The sequence below is a fragment of the Ensifer sp. Root558 genome, assembly GCF_001427045.1.
GTDB classification, from domain to species: domain Bacteria; phylum Pseudomonadota; class Alphaproteobacteria; order Rhizobiales; family Rhizobiaceae; genus Ensifer; species Ensifer adhaerens.
In genome coordinates, this window is sequence record NZ_LMGC01000037.1 from 53,695 (window position 1) to 68,733 (window position 15,039).

Sequence of the window (15,039 nt, forward strand, 5' to 3'; positions counted from 1 at the left end):
GGGGAGAGGGTTAGGGTGAGGGGCAAGACCGCTGCGGGCGCAGTCGTACCCGTGCCTGCGACTACGCCGCGATGAATTCGTTCCAGCGCTTGATCATGTAACGGTCCTCGTCCATGACCGAGTTCCAGCAGGCAACTTTACCCATGCGCTGTTCGAACGATCCGCCGTCGCGGACGGCGCCGGCCTTTTCCATCACCTTGCCCTCCGGCGAGAGGATGTCGCCCTTGGCGGGCTTGCCCTCCACCCAATAGCCCCACTCGTCCTCGGACATGAAACCCTTGGCGGTTTCCATCGCGGCGGAATAGTAGCCTTGGCGGTTGAGATAGGCGCCGACCCAGCCCGACAGATACCAATTGATGTATTCGTAGGCCGCATCGAGCTGCGCGCCCTGAAGATGGGCGGCAAGGCCGAGTCCGCCGCCCCAGGCGCGATAGCCTTCCTTCAGCGGCTGGTACTTGCAGGCAATGCCCTTGGAGCGCACGGCGGCGACGGCCGGCGACCACATGGACTGGATGACGACTTCGCCAGAGGCCATCAGGTTGACGCTCTCGTCGAAGGATTTCCAGAAGGCACGGAACTGGCCGTCCTGCTTGGCCTTGATCAGGAACTCGATCGTCTTGTCGATCTCGTCCATGGTCATGTTGCCTTTATCGGCATATTTGATGTTACCCATCGCCTCCATGATCATTGCCGCATCCATGATGCCGATCGAGGGGATGTTGAGGATCGCGGTCTTTCCCTTGAAGGCCGGGTCCATGATGTCGGCCCAGGTCGAGATTTCGCGGCCGACGAGATCGGGGCGAATGCCGAGCGTGTCGGCGTTGTAGATCGTCGGGATCAGGGTCATCCAGTCGGTCGGCGACTTGGCGAAGGTCTTGGAATCCTGGGCGTCAACAAATCCAACGGTGTGCGGCGCGGTGCCTTGCGCGACGACGCTTTCGGGCTTCAGCTTGCCGTCTATGAACAGCGGCACAATCTTGTCGAAGTACTTGATCTTCTTGACGTCCATCGGCTGTATCACGCCGGCTGGGAAGACCTTCTTGGCGATCCAGTATTCGATGTCGGCGATGTCGTAGGAATCGGGCTGCGTTACCGCCCGCTGCGCGGCGGCGTCGGAATCGGTCGCCGTCATCTCCAGCGTGATGCCGAGGTCTTGCTTACACTTCTCGGCGATCGCGTTGATGTTTGAAACGCCGGTGCCGAACTGCCGCAGCGTGATTGGATTTTGCGCCCAGATCGTTGGGAAGCCGGTGATCACACCGGATCCGGCGATCGCGCCGACGGCAGCAACGCCGGTCTTGAGCAGCGAACGCCGTGTTAGGCCGCTCGCAGGTTTCTCGGTCTTGGTTTCAGTCGTCATGTGCAGTTCCCCTTCTTGTGATGGTTGATTAGCTCATGCGGAAAGTTGGCCGAGGGGGACGACGTCCTCCAGGGTCCAACTCAGCGACACCGCGTCGCCGACCGCGACCGGCTTCCTGAAATGGTCGGCGTCGCTGACGATAACCGTGAAGTCGTCGCTGCCGGCGCCGGTGGCGGTGAGCTTCACCGAGGCGCCGCGATATTCGATGTTGGAGACCACCGCCTGGAAGCCGAGGCCCTTCTCACTGGGCGGGGCGAGCCGCACGCGATCGGTGCGGATGCCGATGTCTATCGGCCGACCCACCTGCTGGGCGATATCGCGCACCGTAAAGACCTGGCCCCCGGCCGTCTCCATTTCGACGACGTTGTCGCTGATCGCCCGGACTTTTCCGGAGAGAACGTTGTGGTCGCCCATGAAGCGGGCGACGAAGGCGGTGGCCGGCCGCTCGAACACCGTGCGGGGTGCTGCCGCCTGCTCAATCCGGCCGTTGTTCATGACGACGATCAGATCGGCGAGCGCCATTGCCTCTTCCTGGCTGTGGGTGACGTGTACGAAGGTGATGCCGAGTGTCTTCTGCAGCTTCTTCAGTTCGGCGCGCATGCGGATCTTCAGGAACGGGTCGAGCGCCGAGAGTGGCTCGTCGAGCAACAGCGCCTCCGGCTCGGTGATCAGCGCGCGGGCAAGCGCCACGCGCTGCTGCTGGCCTCCGGAAAGCTGGGCCGGGCGCCTGGTGCCGTAGGCCTCCATCTGCATCAGCTTCAGTATGTCGAGCGCCTTGGCGCGTCTGATGTCACGGGTGACGCCCTTCATCTTCAGGCTGAAGGCGACGTTGTCGATGAGGTCGAGATGAGGGAAGAGCGCATAGGACTGAAACATCATCGCCGTGCTGCGCCTGGCCGGCGGAAAATCCGTGACGACGATATTGCCGAGCCTGAGATCGCCTGAGGAAATGCTCTCATGGCCGGCGATCATACGCAGCGTCGAAGTTTTGCCGCAGCCGGACGGGCCAAGGAAGCAACAGTAGCTGCCGGCAGGGATCTTCAGGCTGATGGAATGCACGGCCGTGGTCGCGCCATACATCTTGGAAACGGAAACGATATCGATCTCTGCGGCTTTCGACATGAGGCTTTCTCCTTGCAACAAGAAGAAGCATCAATCGTGCCAAATTCGATCGTCGTGCCTAAGGCTATGTTTTATAGCGAGAATGGCCGTTTTTTGTGCCGGATTGTGTCGTTCACGGCGTAGGGCGACTGCCCATGATTTGGGCTTTTTGTCGTCAATATGCGCAAATTATTGTATACGATAACGTAAAATTTTGAGCACAACGATCGCGGCGGCTCCACCGGGGTGGGCAAGGGCGAATTTCGCGACCTATTGGCATTCCCGAAGATGACGCTTTCATGGAGAAACTGAAAATCAGCTGAGAACGGCTGTTACCAAACTGACATGGCGGCTCCCTAAAGACTGCGGCCAACCGCAGAGAAGGGAAGTATCAGCCCTTCGACGCGGATACCGCAAGCCATCGTCGGAGGCCCGTTTCCATGAAAATCGTCCAGATCAGCGACACCCATCTCAGCCCCGCCAAAAGCCACTTCAACGGCAATTGGGAACCGGTTCGCGCCTGGATCGAGGCGGTGGCACCCGATCTCGTCATCCACACCGGCGACGTCACCATCGATGGCGCCGACCACGAGGACGACATCACCTTCTCGCTCGATCTGATCGGCCAGCTCTCGATGCCGGTGCTGATCGTTCCCGGCAATCACGATGTCGGCCATCTGCCGGGTTCGCACCAGCCGGTGGATCCAGTTCGGCTTGCCCGCTGGCGCCGGCTCGCCGGTCCGGACTACTGGGGCCGCGACCATGGCGACTGGCGGCTGCTCGGCCTCAACAGCCTGCTGATCGGCTTCGAGGACGAAGAAGAAGACAGGCAGTTTACCTGGCTGGAGGAACAGTTGCTCAGCCGCGACGGCCGCCGGGTGGCCGTCTTTGCCCACAAGCCGCTCTTCGTCGACGATCCGGGCGAAGGCGACACCGGCTACTGGGGCATCCGTCCGCGCCAGCGCCAACGCCTGTTTGATCTTTTCGCCGAAGCCGAGGTGGCGCTGCATGCAAGCGGCCACCTGCACTGGGCCTGGACGGGCAAGCACGCCGGGACGTCGCTCGTCTGGGCGCCGCCGACCTCCTTCATCATTGATACGCTGGAACGGCCGATGCCGGGCGAGCGGCTGGTCGGCGCCGTCGTACACGAGTTTAGCGAAGTCAACGTCAAAAGCGAGATCATCGCGGTGCCGGGACTGACCAGCCACCTGCTCGATCCGATCGTCGAAGAGGTCTACCCGCTGGCGGCCAAGAAGACGGTCCGTGTGGAGGCCGCGCAATGAGCGTGCTTTCGCTAGAGGGTATCACCAAGTCCTATGGCGGCAACGCGATCCTGAAGGGGGTTAGCCTGCAGGCGGAGGCGGGTGAGTTCATCGCGCTCGTTGGTCCTTCCGGCTGCGGCAAGAGCACGCTGTTGCGCATCGTCGCCGGTCTCGATCATGGCGACGGCGGCGAGATCGTCATCGGCGGCCGCAGTGTCGCGCGCATGGCGGCGGCCGATCGCAATGTCGCGATGGTCTTCCAGTCCTATGCCCTCTATCCGCACCTGACGGCGGGCGAGAACATCGCCGTGCCGCTTGCGATGCGGCGGCTGACAGCGGCGCAGCGCCTGCCTGTGATCGGCAATCTGATGCCGGGGCAGAAGCAGATCCGCAGCGATATCCAGCGCCAGGTCAAGGAAATGGCGCTGGCGCTGAAGATTGATCACCTGCTCGACCGCAAGCCCGGCCAGATGTCCGGCGGCCAGCGCCAGCGCGTGGCGCTCGCCCGCGCCATGGTGCGCCGCCCGGCCGTCTTCCTGATGGACGAGCCGCTCTCCAATCTCGATGCCAACCTGCGCGTCCACGCCCGCGGCGAGATCGTCGATCTCCACCGCCGCGCCGGCGTGCCGACGCTCTATGTCACCCACGACCAGTCGGAAGCCCTGTCGATGGCGGATCGAGTGGCAGTGATGATCGGCGGCAATCTCTTGCAACTGGCGACCCCGAAGGAGATCTACGACAACCCCTCCCATATCGAGGTCGCACGCTTCCTCGGCCAGCCGAAGATCAACGTGCTGGAGACCCGCACGGATACGGCGAGCATCGTGCGCTTCGGCGATCTGGTGCTTCTGGCAAGCCGCGGACAGGCGCCGGATGCTTCAGTGAAGCTCGCAATCCGCCCGGAATTCGTGCGCTTCCATGCGGCAAGCGCCGGCCGGTTGAGCGCGCGGGTCGAGCGTATGGAGTTCCTCGGCTCTGAGGTAATCGTTCACGCCCGCCTCGATGCGATCGGCGAGCTGGTCACTGCCAAGTCAGCACCTGCCGAGGCCGCGGCGCTCGCGATCGGTCAGCCCGTTGACGTCGAGTTCATGCCGGAACGGGCGATGCTGTTCGACGGCGAGGGCACCCGGCTGCCAGCCGAGCGGGTCGCTATCGCCGCGACGCTGGAGAAGATCCATGGCTAAGGCGGGTTCCAATCGGGATACGGCGGCAGGGGCGGCGGATTTCGTGGATACCGCCCTCTGCCCTGCCGGGCATCTCCCCCACAAGGGGGGAGATCGGCTGGAGACAATGCCTCAGCATTCATCTCTGCGAGACGGTGTCCAGCCGACGCAGCGGCTGCGGACCCAAACGGCGATCGATGCCGCGACCACCGATCCCGATCGCCGCGAGGCCCGCATTGCCTGGCTGTTAGCGCTGCCGGCCATCACGCTGCTCGTCCTCTTCATCCTTTTACCAACCGCGGCGGTGATCGTTCTCGGTTTCACCGATTTCGAGCTCGGCTACGGCAGCTTCCGCTTTGTCGGCTTCGAGAACTATGCCGAACTCTTCAGCGACCGCACCTTCCGGCGCTCGCTCTGGAATACCACCATCTACACCGCGATCGTCACACCGGTTTCGATCGTGCTGGCGCTGGCGATCGCCATGCTGATCGAGGCGGAAACCAAGGGGCGGGCGTTCTTCCGCACGGTCTATTTCCTGCCGGTGGCCTCGCTGCTCGTCGCCATGGCGACGGTCTGGCAGTTCCTGTTTCACCCGACCATCGGCCCGATCAACACCTTCTTGGCCGTTTTCGGCATTGCCGGCCCCAACTGGCTCGGGGCCTCCGGCACGGTGCTCTATGGTCTGTCGATCATCGGCATCTGGCAGTCGGTCGGCTTCAACATGGTGCTGTTCCTCGCCGGTCTCACCGCCATCCCGCGCGAGCTCTATGCCGCAGCGGAAGTCGACGGCGCCAAGACCTGGTTCGATCGTTTCCGGCTGGTGACCTGGCCGATGCTCGGGCCGACGACGCTGTTCGTCACCACCATCAGCATCATCAACTCAGTGAAGGTGTTCGAGACGGTGAAGACGCTGACCGAGGGCGGTCCGAACAAGGCGTCGGAGGTGCTGCTCTTCACCATCTACCAGGAGGGCTTCGTCTATCTGCGCGTCGGCTATGCCTCGGCCATGACCGTCGTCTTCCTCGCCATCCTCGTCGTCCTGATGTTCCTGCAGTACCGCGTGCTCGACCGGAAGGTTCACTACGCATGACCAACACCATCTCCGTCACCCGCCTCATTCGCCTCGCCGTTCTCTCGTTTGGCGCGCTCATCTTCCTCGCGCCCTACATCTTCATGGTCTCGACCGCCGGCAAGGCTCAGAGCGAGATCTTCTCCTCGTCGCTGTCGCTGATCCCTGAGCAGTGGTCCTATATCGAGAACTTTTCCAAGGCGCTGTCGCGCGTCTCGATGACGACCCTGCTCTTCAACGGCGTTGTCGTCTGCGCGCTGATCTTCGTCATCCAGATCGTCGTCGCCATCCCTTGCGCCTATGCCATGGCGAAGCTGAAGTTTCGGGCGGCCCGCACCATGATGGTGCTGGTCATGCTCGGCCTCCTGGTGCCGATCCACGCAACCGCGCTGCCCATTTACGTGGCCTTCGACAGGTTGTCGGTGCTGAACAGCTACGCAGCGCTAGTGGCGCCGTTCTCGATCTCGGTGTTCGCGATCTTCCTCTTCCTGCAGTTTTTCCGCGCCATGCCCGACGATCTGATCGATGCGGCACGCCTCGACGGTATGTCTGAAGCCGGCATCGTCGCGCGCGTCATCGTGCCAAACGCCTGGCCGGCGATCACCGCCTTTGCAATCTTCTCGGTCGTCGCCCACTGGAACGATCTCTTCTGGCCGCTGATCGTCGTCACCAACCAGGACTATGCGACCCCGCCACTCGGCCTTCTCTACTTCCGCGCCGCAGAAGCCGGCGACGACTACGGCGCGCTGATGGCCGCGACCCTCATCATCACCCTTCCCCTCGTGACCGCGTTTCTGCTGGCGCAGAAGCGTTTTGTCGAGGGCATTACCATGACCGGTCTCAAAGGCTGAACGGTCCAACCTGGAGCGCAACCCATGACACATCTGAGACAGCTTTTCACCGCGGCTGCCGCATCGCTAATCCTCGCAGCCCCCGCCAACGCCGAGACCCAGCTGACGGTGCATTATCCGATGCCCGGCTTCTTCAAGGACGTGATGGATACGATCTCGAAGAAGTTCATGGAAGAAAACCCGGATATCAAGATCACCTTCGCCAATCCGTCGGCGACCTATGAGGAAGGCATCCAGACGATCATGCGTCAGGCCGGAACGGCCGAGATGCCCGATCTCACCTTCATCGGCCTCAACCGCCTGCGCATGGTCAACGAGCGCGACGTCCCCGTTGATCTCGGCCCGTTCATCGCCAAGGACGGCAACATGGCCGAGCAGGGCTTTTCCGAAAACATCCTGAAGCTCGCCCAGGTGGGCGGCAAGCAGGTGGGCCTTGCCTTCGCCACCTCCAACCCGATCATGTATTACAACGCCGATCTCGTGCGCAAAGCCGGCGGCGACCCGGAAAACCCGCCGAAGACCTGGGACGAGGTCATTGCGCTTGGGGGCAAGATCAAGGCGCTTGGCGACGGCAACGAGGGCATCGATTTCCGCTGGCAGGGCGATGACTGGATGTTCTCCGCGCTGCTCTTCGGCGCCGGCGGCGAGATGCTGAGCGAAGACGAAAGCAAGGTTGCCTTCAACGGTCCCGAAGGTGAGAAGGCCGTCGAAGTGCTCGACCGCATGGTCAAGGAAGGCGGTCTGCCGGTTTTGACCAAGCAGGCCGGCGAGCAGGCCTTCGTTGCCGGCAAGGTCGGTTTCGCCTTCCAGACGACGGGTGCGCTGCGCAACACCATCAAGAATGTCGGCGACAAGTTCGACCTGCGCACTGCCCATATCCCGCTCATCGACCCGGCAAAGGGCAAGCTGCCGACCGGCGGCAACGCCGTCGTTATCCTGACGCGCGACGCCGAAAAGCAGGAAGCCGCCTGGAAGTTCGCGAAGTTCGCAGCCGGCCCCTATGGCGCCTCGGTTGTCGTTCCCGGCACCGGCTATGTGCCGAACAACGAGCTGGCCGCCAAGTCGCCTGAGTATCTCGCCAACTTCTACAAGGAAAACCCGCTGTTCCGCGCGGGTCTCGAGCAGATGGCGCTGATGCGCCCCTGGTATGCCTTCCCCGGTAGCAACGGGGTGAAGGTGACGCAGACGATCGTCGAGAACCTGTCGCGCATCGTCGAGCAGCAGGCCTCGCCGAAGGAAGCGCTGGACGAGGCCGCGGCCGAAGTCGAAAGCCTGCTGCCGCGCAGCTGATCCTGTAACCAAATCGATCGACGCCGCCCCGAAGGAAACTTCGAGGCGGTGTTTTCGTGTTTGCTCACGCGAGGTGGCGAACAGTCCCGCCTGCGTAGAGTCGGCAGTCGAGATTGAGATGGCGGCAGCCCGACGCATTCTCGGCCATATCGAGCAACAGAGCCGCCGCTGCGAGCCCCATGTCGCCGTCGGGCATCGAGATGGTGGTGAGTGTTGGCGTCATCAGCCGGCCAAGCGCGATGCCGTCGAAGCCGGCGACGGAGACATCGTCAGGCACGGAAAGGCCTTCACGCCGTAGCGCTGCTATCACGCCGAGCGCCAGCAGATCGTTGGAAGCGATGATTGCGGTCGGGCGGTGCTGCGCAAGAACCGTCGCGAGGTCGAGGTTTTCATAGCCGTCGACGAAGGGGATCTCGACCGCCTCCATCGGCCGGGCGCCGGCTTCCTGCATAGCGGCCAAATAGCCGTCATAGCGCAGGCGCGCCCGGTCGGATGAACGGAAGTGGCCGGAGACGACGAGGATGCGGCGGTGACCGTGGTCGAGGATGTGGCGGGTGAGATCGAAACCGGCCCGGTAATTGTCGACGGTGACGGCGGCAGCGAAACGTGCGACCGGCCGGTTGTTGAGAAGCACCGTCGGCGGCAGCGCCGCCGAAAGCGCCTCGCTGGTCTTGGCGTCGCAGAGCGTCAGGATCAGACCGGTCGGCCGCTGTTCGAGCAGCGAGCGCACGGCGCGCGCCTCGAGTGCGGGATCATAATTGGATTGGGCGATCAGCACGCCATGGTTCGCCGCCTGCAAACGGTGCTGGATGCCGCCGAGCGAGGCGGCAAACACCGGGTTGGTGACGCTTGGCACCAGCACGCCGACGACGGGCTGGCTGCGGTTGGTGGCGCGTCCCGTGGCCGGCGACGGCCGGTAGCCGAGTTCGGCCGCCGCCCGGCGCACGCGACGCACCATCTCGTCGCTGACGGGACCTTCGCCCTTGAGCGCCCGCGATACGGTTGCCAGCGAGCAGCCGGCATGAAAGGCGATCTGTTGCAGGGTAACCATGATCGCGCTCTAACGGGTCTGCGTGACAGCTGATTGAAGGCCCGGACCCGAGGTTTTCCACGTCGCGCGTGAATTATTATTCATGCTGTGAATTATATTGACAGAAGCTGAGTCCGCGGCTTAAATCGCAATCGTCGGAAGTCGAGGAGGAGTTCCGGCGAACTCATACATTCAGCGGCCGCAAACAAACGGCCCTATCGGTTTTTGGGAGGGGCTTCGGCCTCGAGGAGGACGCGTGCGCAAATTTCTCAGCACGACCGCTCTGGCGGTCATTGCAGCTTCGTTTTGGGCAGGTTCGGCAAGCGCCGAAACGGCGAACCCGTTTCGCTGCCAGCCCGGCGAAAAATACGTCATGAACGTCATGGTATCCGGCGTCGAATACTGGTTCCCGGTCTATGAAATGTTCAAGCAGGCCGGCCAGCAGTTCGGCTGCGAGACCGAATATACCGGCACGCCGGAATATGACGTCAACAAGCAGATCGCCACTTTCGACCAGGCGCTTGCCCAGAACCCGGCCGGCATTCTGGTGCACCCGATGAACTCCGATCCGTTCATCGAGCCGATCAACCGGGCGATCGATCAGGGCACGGCAGTCGTCACCTTCGCTGCGGACTCGCCGCTGTCGAAGCGCGTCTCCTTCATCACCTCGGACAACACCCGCGAAGGCATCTATGCCGCCGACGCGATTGCCGAGAAGATGGGCGGCAAGGGCGAATATGCCGTTCTTGAAAACCCCGGCCAGGACAACCACGACAAGCGCATTACCGCCTTCGTCAATCGCATGGCCGAGAAGTGGCCCGACATGAAACTCGTCGGTCGCGCCGCCTCGAACCAGGATCCGAACAAGGCCTATCAGGGTCTGATGAGCCTCATCCAGGCCAATCCGAACCTCGGCGCCGTGTTCATGCCGGAAGCCAACTCCGCGATCGGTGCGGCCCAGGCCAGCAAGGAAAGCGGCGGCAAGGTCCTCGTCATGTGCGCCGACGTCAACGCCAACATCCTCGATATGATCAAGGCCGGCGAAGTCTTCGGTTCGATCAACCCGAACCAGGGCATGCAGGGCTATATGGGCTTCATGCTCCTGTGGATGGCGAAGCACCCGGAACTGATCGATCCGATGAACGACGCCAAGCGTTCCGGCTTCAACCCGATGAGCATCCCCTTCGTCGACAACGGCCTTTCGATCGTTACCGCCGAAAATGCCGATGACTTCTACTGGGACAAGTACCTGAAGCGTCGTGGCACCAAGGGCATCGACGAGTAAGATTGTGAATTGGCTGCCCGGTCGTTTCCGGGCAGCCAGGACTGCGGGTGGAGGACAGCATGACAGCACAACCGGTTCTGGAGGTCCGGCGCGTCACCAAGCATTTCGGTGCGGTGAAGGCGCTGACGGAGGTGGATTTTCGCCTCGAGCGGGGAGAGATCCACGCACTCTGCGGCGAAAACGGCGCAGGCAAATCCACGCTGATGAACATCATTGCCGGTGTGCTGCAGCCGAATGACGGCGAGGTGCTGGTGGATGGAGCGTCCGTGAAAATCGCCTCGCCGGCGACCGCCCAGACGCTCGGCATCGGCCTCGTCCACCAGGAAATCGCGCTCTGCCCGGATGCGACGGTGGCGGAAAACATGTTCATGGCGGCCACCAACCGCCGGCGCTCGCCGCTGATGAATTACGGCGCGCTCGAACGCGAAGCCCAGGTAGTGATGAACCGGCTGGCGCCGATCGACGTCCGGCGCAAGGTCGCCGACCTCGCCATTTCCAGCCAGCAGCTGGTCGAGATTGCCAAGGCGCTGACGCTCGACTGCCGCGTACTGATCCTCGATGAGCCGACCGCGGCGCTGACGGAAGCCGAAGCGCAGGCGCTGTTCGCCATCATCCGCGACCTGAAGGCCGCGGGCATATCGATCATCTATATCAGCCACCGCATGGCCGAGATTTTTTCGCTCTGCGACCGCGTCACCGTGTTTCGTGATGGCCGCCATGTGGTCACCGAGAAGATCGCCGACGTGACTGCTGATGATGTCGTACGCCGCATGGTCGGCCGCGAGATCAGCCAGCTCTATCCGCAAAAGCAGGCGCCGGAGGCGCGGACGGACGAGACCATTCTCTCTGTGCGTGGCTTGAGCGATGGCGACCGCATCGACACCGTCTCCTTCGATCTGAAGCGGGGCGAAATTCTTGGAATCGGCGGTTTGATCGGCTCCGGTCGTACCGAGATCGCCGAAGCGATCTGCGGTCTGAGGGCCAAGTCGAAGGGCGACATTACGCTGCGCGGAAAGCCGCAGCGCATCGGCAACTACCGCGACGCGGTCGATGCCGGCATCGTCTATCTCTCGGAGGATCGCAAGGGCTCCGGCGTCTTCGTCGACCTGTCGATCGCGCAGAATATTTCGGTGCTTGATCTGAAGACGCTGACCGGGCCGCTCGGATTGCTGAATTCCAGGGCCGAGGCCGATCTCGCCCGCGATTTCGTCCGCCGGCTCGGCGTGCGCATGGGCGGCATCGATATGCCGGTCTCGTCGCTCTCGGGCGGCAACCAGCAGAAGGTGGCGATTGCCAAGCAGCTCGCCGTTCGCCCGCAAGTGATCCTGATGGACGAGCCGACGCGCGGCATCGATGTAGGCGCCAAATCCGAAATCCACCGGCTGCTGCGCGAGCTTGCAGAAACCGGCATCGGCATTGTCGTGATCTCGTCGGAACTGCCGGAGCTGCTCGGGCTTTGCGACCGGGTTCTGGTCGTGCGCGAAGGCGCGATCGCCGGCGAGCTTGATGACAGAGAAATGAGCGAGGAGGCGGTGATCCGCCTGGCCTCAGGGGTGACGCAAACGGCCGAGGCTGGCCGGATGGTGGATCATGTCGCCTGAAAGAACTGATAGAGCCGGGGAGGCGGAAATGGCTGTTGATACGATGGTTGCAACGCATGCGCAGGCGCCCGCCTGGAAACGCATCGGCACGATGCGTGAGGCGGGGCTGATCGCGATCATCCTGGCGCTCGGTATCATCATGAGCTTTGCCTCGCCGCATTTTCTCACCTTCGGCAACATGCGCGCCATGCTGATGAGCTTCTCGGTCGAAGGAATCGTCGTCGTCGGCATGACGATCCTGTTGATCGTCGGCGGCATCGACCTCGCCGTCGGCTCGGTCGTCTGCTTCGCCATGGTGCTGGCCGGTTCGCTGTTTCTCGCCGGTGTCGATCCCTGGACGGCCTCGCTGGTCGGCATCCTCGCCAGCAGCATGATCGGCATGATCATGGGCTTCTTCGTCACCGTCGTCGGGCTCAATCATTTCATCACGTCGCTGGCGGCGATGGTGATCGTGCGCGGCCTCTGCCTCGTCATCACCAAGGGCACGCCGCTGTCGCTCTTCACGCTGCCGGTGTCGTTCAAGGCGGTCGGGCAGGGCACCTTCCACGGCGTGCCCTATGTCATCCTGATCTTCGTCGCCGTCGTCGTGCTCTTCGACTTCCTGCTGCGCCGGGCGACCGCCTTCCGCAAGGTCTTCTATACCGGCAGCAACGAGAAGGCAGCGCTCTATTCGGGCATCAAGACCAAGCAGGTGAAGTTCTGGGTGACGGTGCTTTGCTCGACGCTCGCAGGTGTCGCCGGCGTCATCTACATGTCGCGCTTCGGCGCCGCGACGCCCACCTTCGGGGTCGGTATGGAGCTCAACATCATCGCTGCGGCGGTCATCGGCGGCGCCTCGCTCAACGGCGGCTCGGGCACGATCCTCGGCGCCATCCTCGGTATCGCTCTTCTCTCGGTTGTCACCAGCTCGTTGATCCTGCTCGACGTCTCCGTCTATTGGCAGGACATGATCAAGGGGTGCATTCTCTTGGCTGCCGTTTCCATCGACCACCTGCTGCACAAGCGGAAGGCAGCCTGACCATGCCGATTGCCAAACCCATTTTGTCCCAGGCCTCAAGTGCGCGAGAAGAACTCGTCGTCGCGCGGCAGATGCATCAGGCGCTCGTCCTGCATTTCCTCGAAGGACTGACCCAGTCGCAGATCGCCGATCGGCTCGGCATCTCGCAGCCGACCGTTAACCGGCTGATCAAGCGCGGCCGTCAGCTTGGCCTGGTCGAGATCAAGATCAAGTCGCCGATCGAGCCCTTGGTCGACATGGAAGAGCAGTTGCTTGCGATCGGCGGCATCCGCCGGGCGATCGTCGTGCCGACCGTTTCCGACAATCAGCAGACCGCCCTCCAGGCGGTCGGCGAGGCGGCAGCCCGGCTGCTGCTCGAAGAGATCGGCGATGGCGACACGATCTGCATCACCGGCGGCAAGGGTGTCAGTGCCGTCGTCGCGGGGCTGCAGGCGCCGCGCCGCTTCGATGTCGAGGTAATCCCCGGTACCGGCTGCGTCCAGGGCAAGCACTATACGGATGTGAACCACGTCTCGACGATGATGGCCGACAGGCTCGGCGGGCGGTCTTTCCAGATCCACGCGCCGCTCTTTGCCGACAGTGCCGCCGAGCGGGCGATGCTGATCAACATGCGCTCGGTGGCGGATGTCTTCGGGAGGGCGCGCGAAGCGAAGGTGGCGGTGGTCGGCATCGGTTCGATCCTTTCGGACGATTCGAGCTACTACGACCTGCATCCGTCTTCGAGCACGGACCGAGCGGCAATCGAGCGCTCTGGCGCAAGCTGCGAACTTCTCGCCCATCTGCTCGATGATGAGGGACGTGTCTGTGACTACAGCCTCAACCGGTCGCTGGTCTCGCTGACGCTCGAAGAATTCGCCTCGATCCCGACGAAGATCGGCGTGGCAAGTGGACCGAACAAGGCCGGACCGATCCTCAGCGTCATGCGGGGACACCACCTCGACACGCTGGTGACGGACGAGGCGACCGGCGAGCGCGTGCTCGCCATGGCAAGCGAAAAGGGACTTCTGGCATGAGCGGGGATCAATTGATGCGGGAGATCGGCCGATCGGGCGTGAAGGCTTCGGCCGTCGGGCTCGGCACCTGGGCGATCGGCGGCTGGATGTGGGGCGGCACGGACGAGCGGGAATCGATCGCGGCGATCCAGGCCTCGCTGGACGCCGGTGTGACGCTGATCGATACGGCGCCGGCCTATGGCCTCGGCCGCTCGGAAGAGATCGTCGGCAAGGCTTTGGCCGGCCGCCGCGACAAGGCAATCATCGCCACCAAGTGCGGGCTCGTCTGGCATACGGACAAGGGCAAGCACTTCTTCGACCAGGACGGCAAGCCGGTGCACCGCTACCTCGGCCGAGATGCGATCCATCACGAGGTCGAGCAGAGCCTGAAGCGGCTCGACACCGATTACATCGACCTCTACATCACCCATTGGCAGGACCCGACGACGCCGATCGAGGAGACCATGGCCGCGCTCGAAGAGCTGCGCCAGGCGGGCAAGATCCGGGCGATCGGCGCCAGCAATGTCGGCCGTAGCGACCTTGAACAGTACATCGCGATCGGCGGGCTCGACGCGATCCAGGAACGCTTCAGCATGATCGATCGCGAGATCGAGGCGGAGCTTTTGCCGCTGACGCGGCGCAACGGCGTCGCCACGCTCAGCTACTCGTCGTTGGCGCTCGGCCTTCTCTCCGGCGGCATCGGACCGGAGCGGGTGTTTTCAGGCGACGACCAGCGGCGCGACAATCCGCGCTTCTCGGTCGGCAACCGCGAAAAGGTCGCGGCCTTTGCCAAGGCCATCCAGCCGGTCGCAGAAAAGCATGGCGCGACAATCGCCCAGATCGTCATTGCCTGGACGCTCTGCCAGGAGGGCGTGACTTTCGCGCTCTGCGGCGCACGCAATCCGGCGCAAGCGCTCGACAATGCAAGGGCCGGGACGATCCGGCTCGATCACGATGATCTCGCGGGGATCGACGCGGCCATCGCGGCGACGCTCGTCAACATGGACAGCTAACGGA

The 15,039-nt window shown here is 63.1% G+C and carries 13 protein-coding genes; 10 read left to right on the forward strand and 3 right to left on the reverse strand.

Going from position 1 to position 15,039, the window contains the following annotated elements:
• Nucleotides 1-61 precede the first annotated feature (61 nt).
• Both ASD63_RS31325 and ASD63_RS31330 read right to left on the reverse strand, forming a co-directional pair.
• Entirely contained in the window at nt 62-1,360 is a 1,299-nt protein-coding gene (locus tag ASD63_RS31325; protein WP_034805570.1) for a PotD/PotF family extracellular solute-binding protein, read from the reverse strand.
• A gap of 33 nt (nt 1,361-1,393) precedes the next feature.
• Complete coding sequence (locus tag ASD63_RS31330; RefSeq protein WP_034805571.1) at nt 1,394-2,482, reverse strand: ABC transporter ATP-binding protein; 1,089 nt, start codon at nt 2,480-2,482, stop codon at nt 1,394-1,396.
• A 419-nt stretch (nt 2,483-2,901) separates the two neighbouring features.
• On the opposite strand from ASD63_RS31330, the gene ASD63_RS31335 reads away from it, so the two are divergent.
• From ASD63_RS31335 to ASD63_RS31355, 5 genes are all read left to right on the forward strand, one after another.
• The gene (locus ASD63_RS31335) at nt 2,902-3,744 is read left to right on the forward strand and encodes a metallophosphoesterase (protein ID WP_034805572.1); all 843 of its coding nucleotides are present in this window, start codon (nt 2,902-2,904) and stop codon (nt 3,742-3,744) included.
• The gene (locus ASD63_RS31340) at nt 3,741-4,907 is read left to right on the forward strand and encodes an ABC transporter ATP-binding protein (RefSeq protein ID WP_060530405.1); all 1,167 of its coding nucleotides are present in this window, start codon (nt 3,741-3,743) and stop codon (nt 4,905-4,907) included. The genes ASD63_RS31335 and ASD63_RS31340 overlap by 4 nt, the downstream gene beginning before the upstream one ends.
• Before the next feature lie 106 nt (nt 4,908-5,013).
• A complete protein-coding gene (locus tag ASD63_RS31345; RefSeq protein WP_082573041.1) occupies nt 5,014-5,976 on the forward strand; it encodes a sugar ABC transporter permease in 963 nt (320 codons plus the stop codon).
• Nucleotides 5,973-6,806, forward strand: coding sequence for a carbohydrate ABC transporter permease (locus ASD63_RS31350; protein WP_060530406.1), 834 nt, complete (start codon nt 5,973-5,975; stop codon nt 6,804-6,806). Before ASD63_RS31345 ends, ASD63_RS31350 begins: the two co-directional genes overlap by 4 nt.
• A 24-nt stretch (nt 6,807-6,830) precedes the next feature.
• Nucleotides 6,831-8,096 (forward strand): ABC transporter substrate-binding protein, encoded by a 1,266-nt coding sequence (locus ASD63_RS31355; protein ID WP_060530407.1) that lies wholly within the window; start codon nt 6,831-6,833, stop codon nt 8,094-8,096.
• 64 nt (nt 8,097-8,160) lie between these two features.
• On the opposite strand, the gene ASD63_RS31360 is transcribed toward ASD63_RS31355, so the two are convergent.
• Nucleotides 8,161-9,147, reverse strand: coding sequence for a substrate-binding domain-containing protein (locus ASD63_RS31360; protein WP_060521959.1), 987 nt, complete (start codon nt 9,145-9,147; stop codon nt 8,161-8,163).
• Between the two features lie 235 nt (nt 9,148-9,382).
• Between ASD63_RS31360 and ASD63_RS31365 the strand changes: the two genes are divergently transcribed.
• Genes ASD63_RS31365 through ASD63_RS31385 form a run of 5 tightly spaced genes read left to right on the forward strand, consistent with a single transcriptional unit; the run spans nt 9,383 to nt 15,035 of the window.
• Nucleotides 9,383-10,411 (forward strand): substrate-binding domain-containing protein, encoded by a 1,029-nt coding sequence (locus ASD63_RS31365; RefSeq protein WP_034805587.1) that lies wholly within the window; start codon nt 9,383-9,385, stop codon nt 10,409-10,411.
• 59 nt (nt 10,412-10,470) lie between these two features.
• Complete coding sequence (locus ASD63_RS31370; protein WP_034805590.1) at nt 10,471-12,012, forward strand: sugar ABC transporter ATP-binding protein; 1,542 nt, start codon at nt 10,471-10,473, stop codon at nt 12,010-12,012.
• A 28-nt stretch (nt 12,013-12,040) separates the two neighbouring features.
• Nucleotides 12,041-13,030: an ABC transporter permease gene (locus tag ASD63_RS31375; RefSeq protein ID WP_034805593.1), complete on the forward strand. Its 990-nt coding sequence runs from the start codon at nt 12,041-12,043 to the stop codon at nt 13,028-13,030.
• Between the two features lie 2 nt (nt 13,031-13,032).
• On the forward strand, nt 13,033-14,043 hold the full coding sequence (locus ASD63_RS31380) for a sugar-binding transcriptional regulator (protein ID WP_034805596.1): 1,011 nt from the start codon (nt 13,033-13,035) through the stop codon (nt 14,041-14,043).
• Entirely contained in the window at nt 14,040-15,035 is a 996-nt protein-coding gene (locus tag ASD63_RS31385; protein ID WP_034805599.1) for an aldo/keto reductase, read from the forward strand. The genes ASD63_RS31380 and ASD63_RS31385 overlap by 4 nt, the downstream gene beginning before the upstream one ends.
• Nucleotides 15,036-15,039: the final 4 nt, after the last annotated feature.

Bases quoted from the DNA above. Each gene is read 5' to 3' on its own strand.
- ASD63_RS31380 (WP_034805596.1), top strand. From the start codon at position 13,033: ATGCCGATTGCCAAACCCATTTTGTCCCAGGCCTCAAGTGCGCGAGAA.
- ASD63_RS31355 (WP_060530407.1), top strand. From the start codon at position 6,831: ATGACACATCTGAGACAGCTTTTCACCGCGGCTGCCGCATCGCTAATC.
- ASD63_RS31350 (WP_060530406.1), top strand. From the start codon at position 5,973: ATGACCAACACCATCTCCGTCACCCGCCTCATTCGCCTCGCCGTTCTC.
- ASD63_RS31345 (WP_082573041.1), top strand. From the start codon at position 5,014: ATGCCTCAGCATTCATCTCTGCGAGACGGTGTCCAGCCGACGCAGCGG.
- ASD63_RS31370 (WP_034805590.1), top strand. From the start codon at position 10,471: ATGACAGCACAACCGGTTCTGGAGGTCCGGCGCGTCACCAAGCATTTC.
- ASD63_RS31325 (WP_034805570.1), bottom strand. From the start codon at position 1,360: ATGACGACTGAAACCAAGACCGAGAAACCTGCGAGCGGCCTAACACGG.
- ASD63_RS31340 (WP_060530405.1), top strand. From the start codon at position 3,741: ATGAGCGTGCTTTCGCTAGAGGGTATCACCAAGTCCTATGGCGGCAAC.
- ASD63_RS31360 (WP_060521959.1), bottom strand. From the start codon at position 9,147: ATGGTTACCCTGCAACAGATCGCCTTTCATGCCGGCTGCTCGCTGGCA.
- ASD63_RS31375 (WP_034805593.1), top strand. From the start codon at position 12,041: ATGGCTGTTGATACGATGGTTGCAACGCATGCGCAGGCGCCCGCCTGG.
- ASD63_RS31335 (WP_034805572.1), top strand. From the start codon at position 2,902: ATGAAAATCGTCCAGATCAGCGACACCCATCTCAGCCCCGCCAAAAGC.
- ASD63_RS31330 (WP_034805571.1), bottom strand. From the start codon at position 2,482: ATGTCGAAAGCCGCAGAGATCGATATCGTTTCCGTTTCCAAGATGTAT.
- ASD63_RS31385 (WP_034805599.1), top strand. From the start codon at position 14,040: ATGAGCGGGGATCAATTGATGCGGGAGATCGGCCGATCGGGCGTGAAG.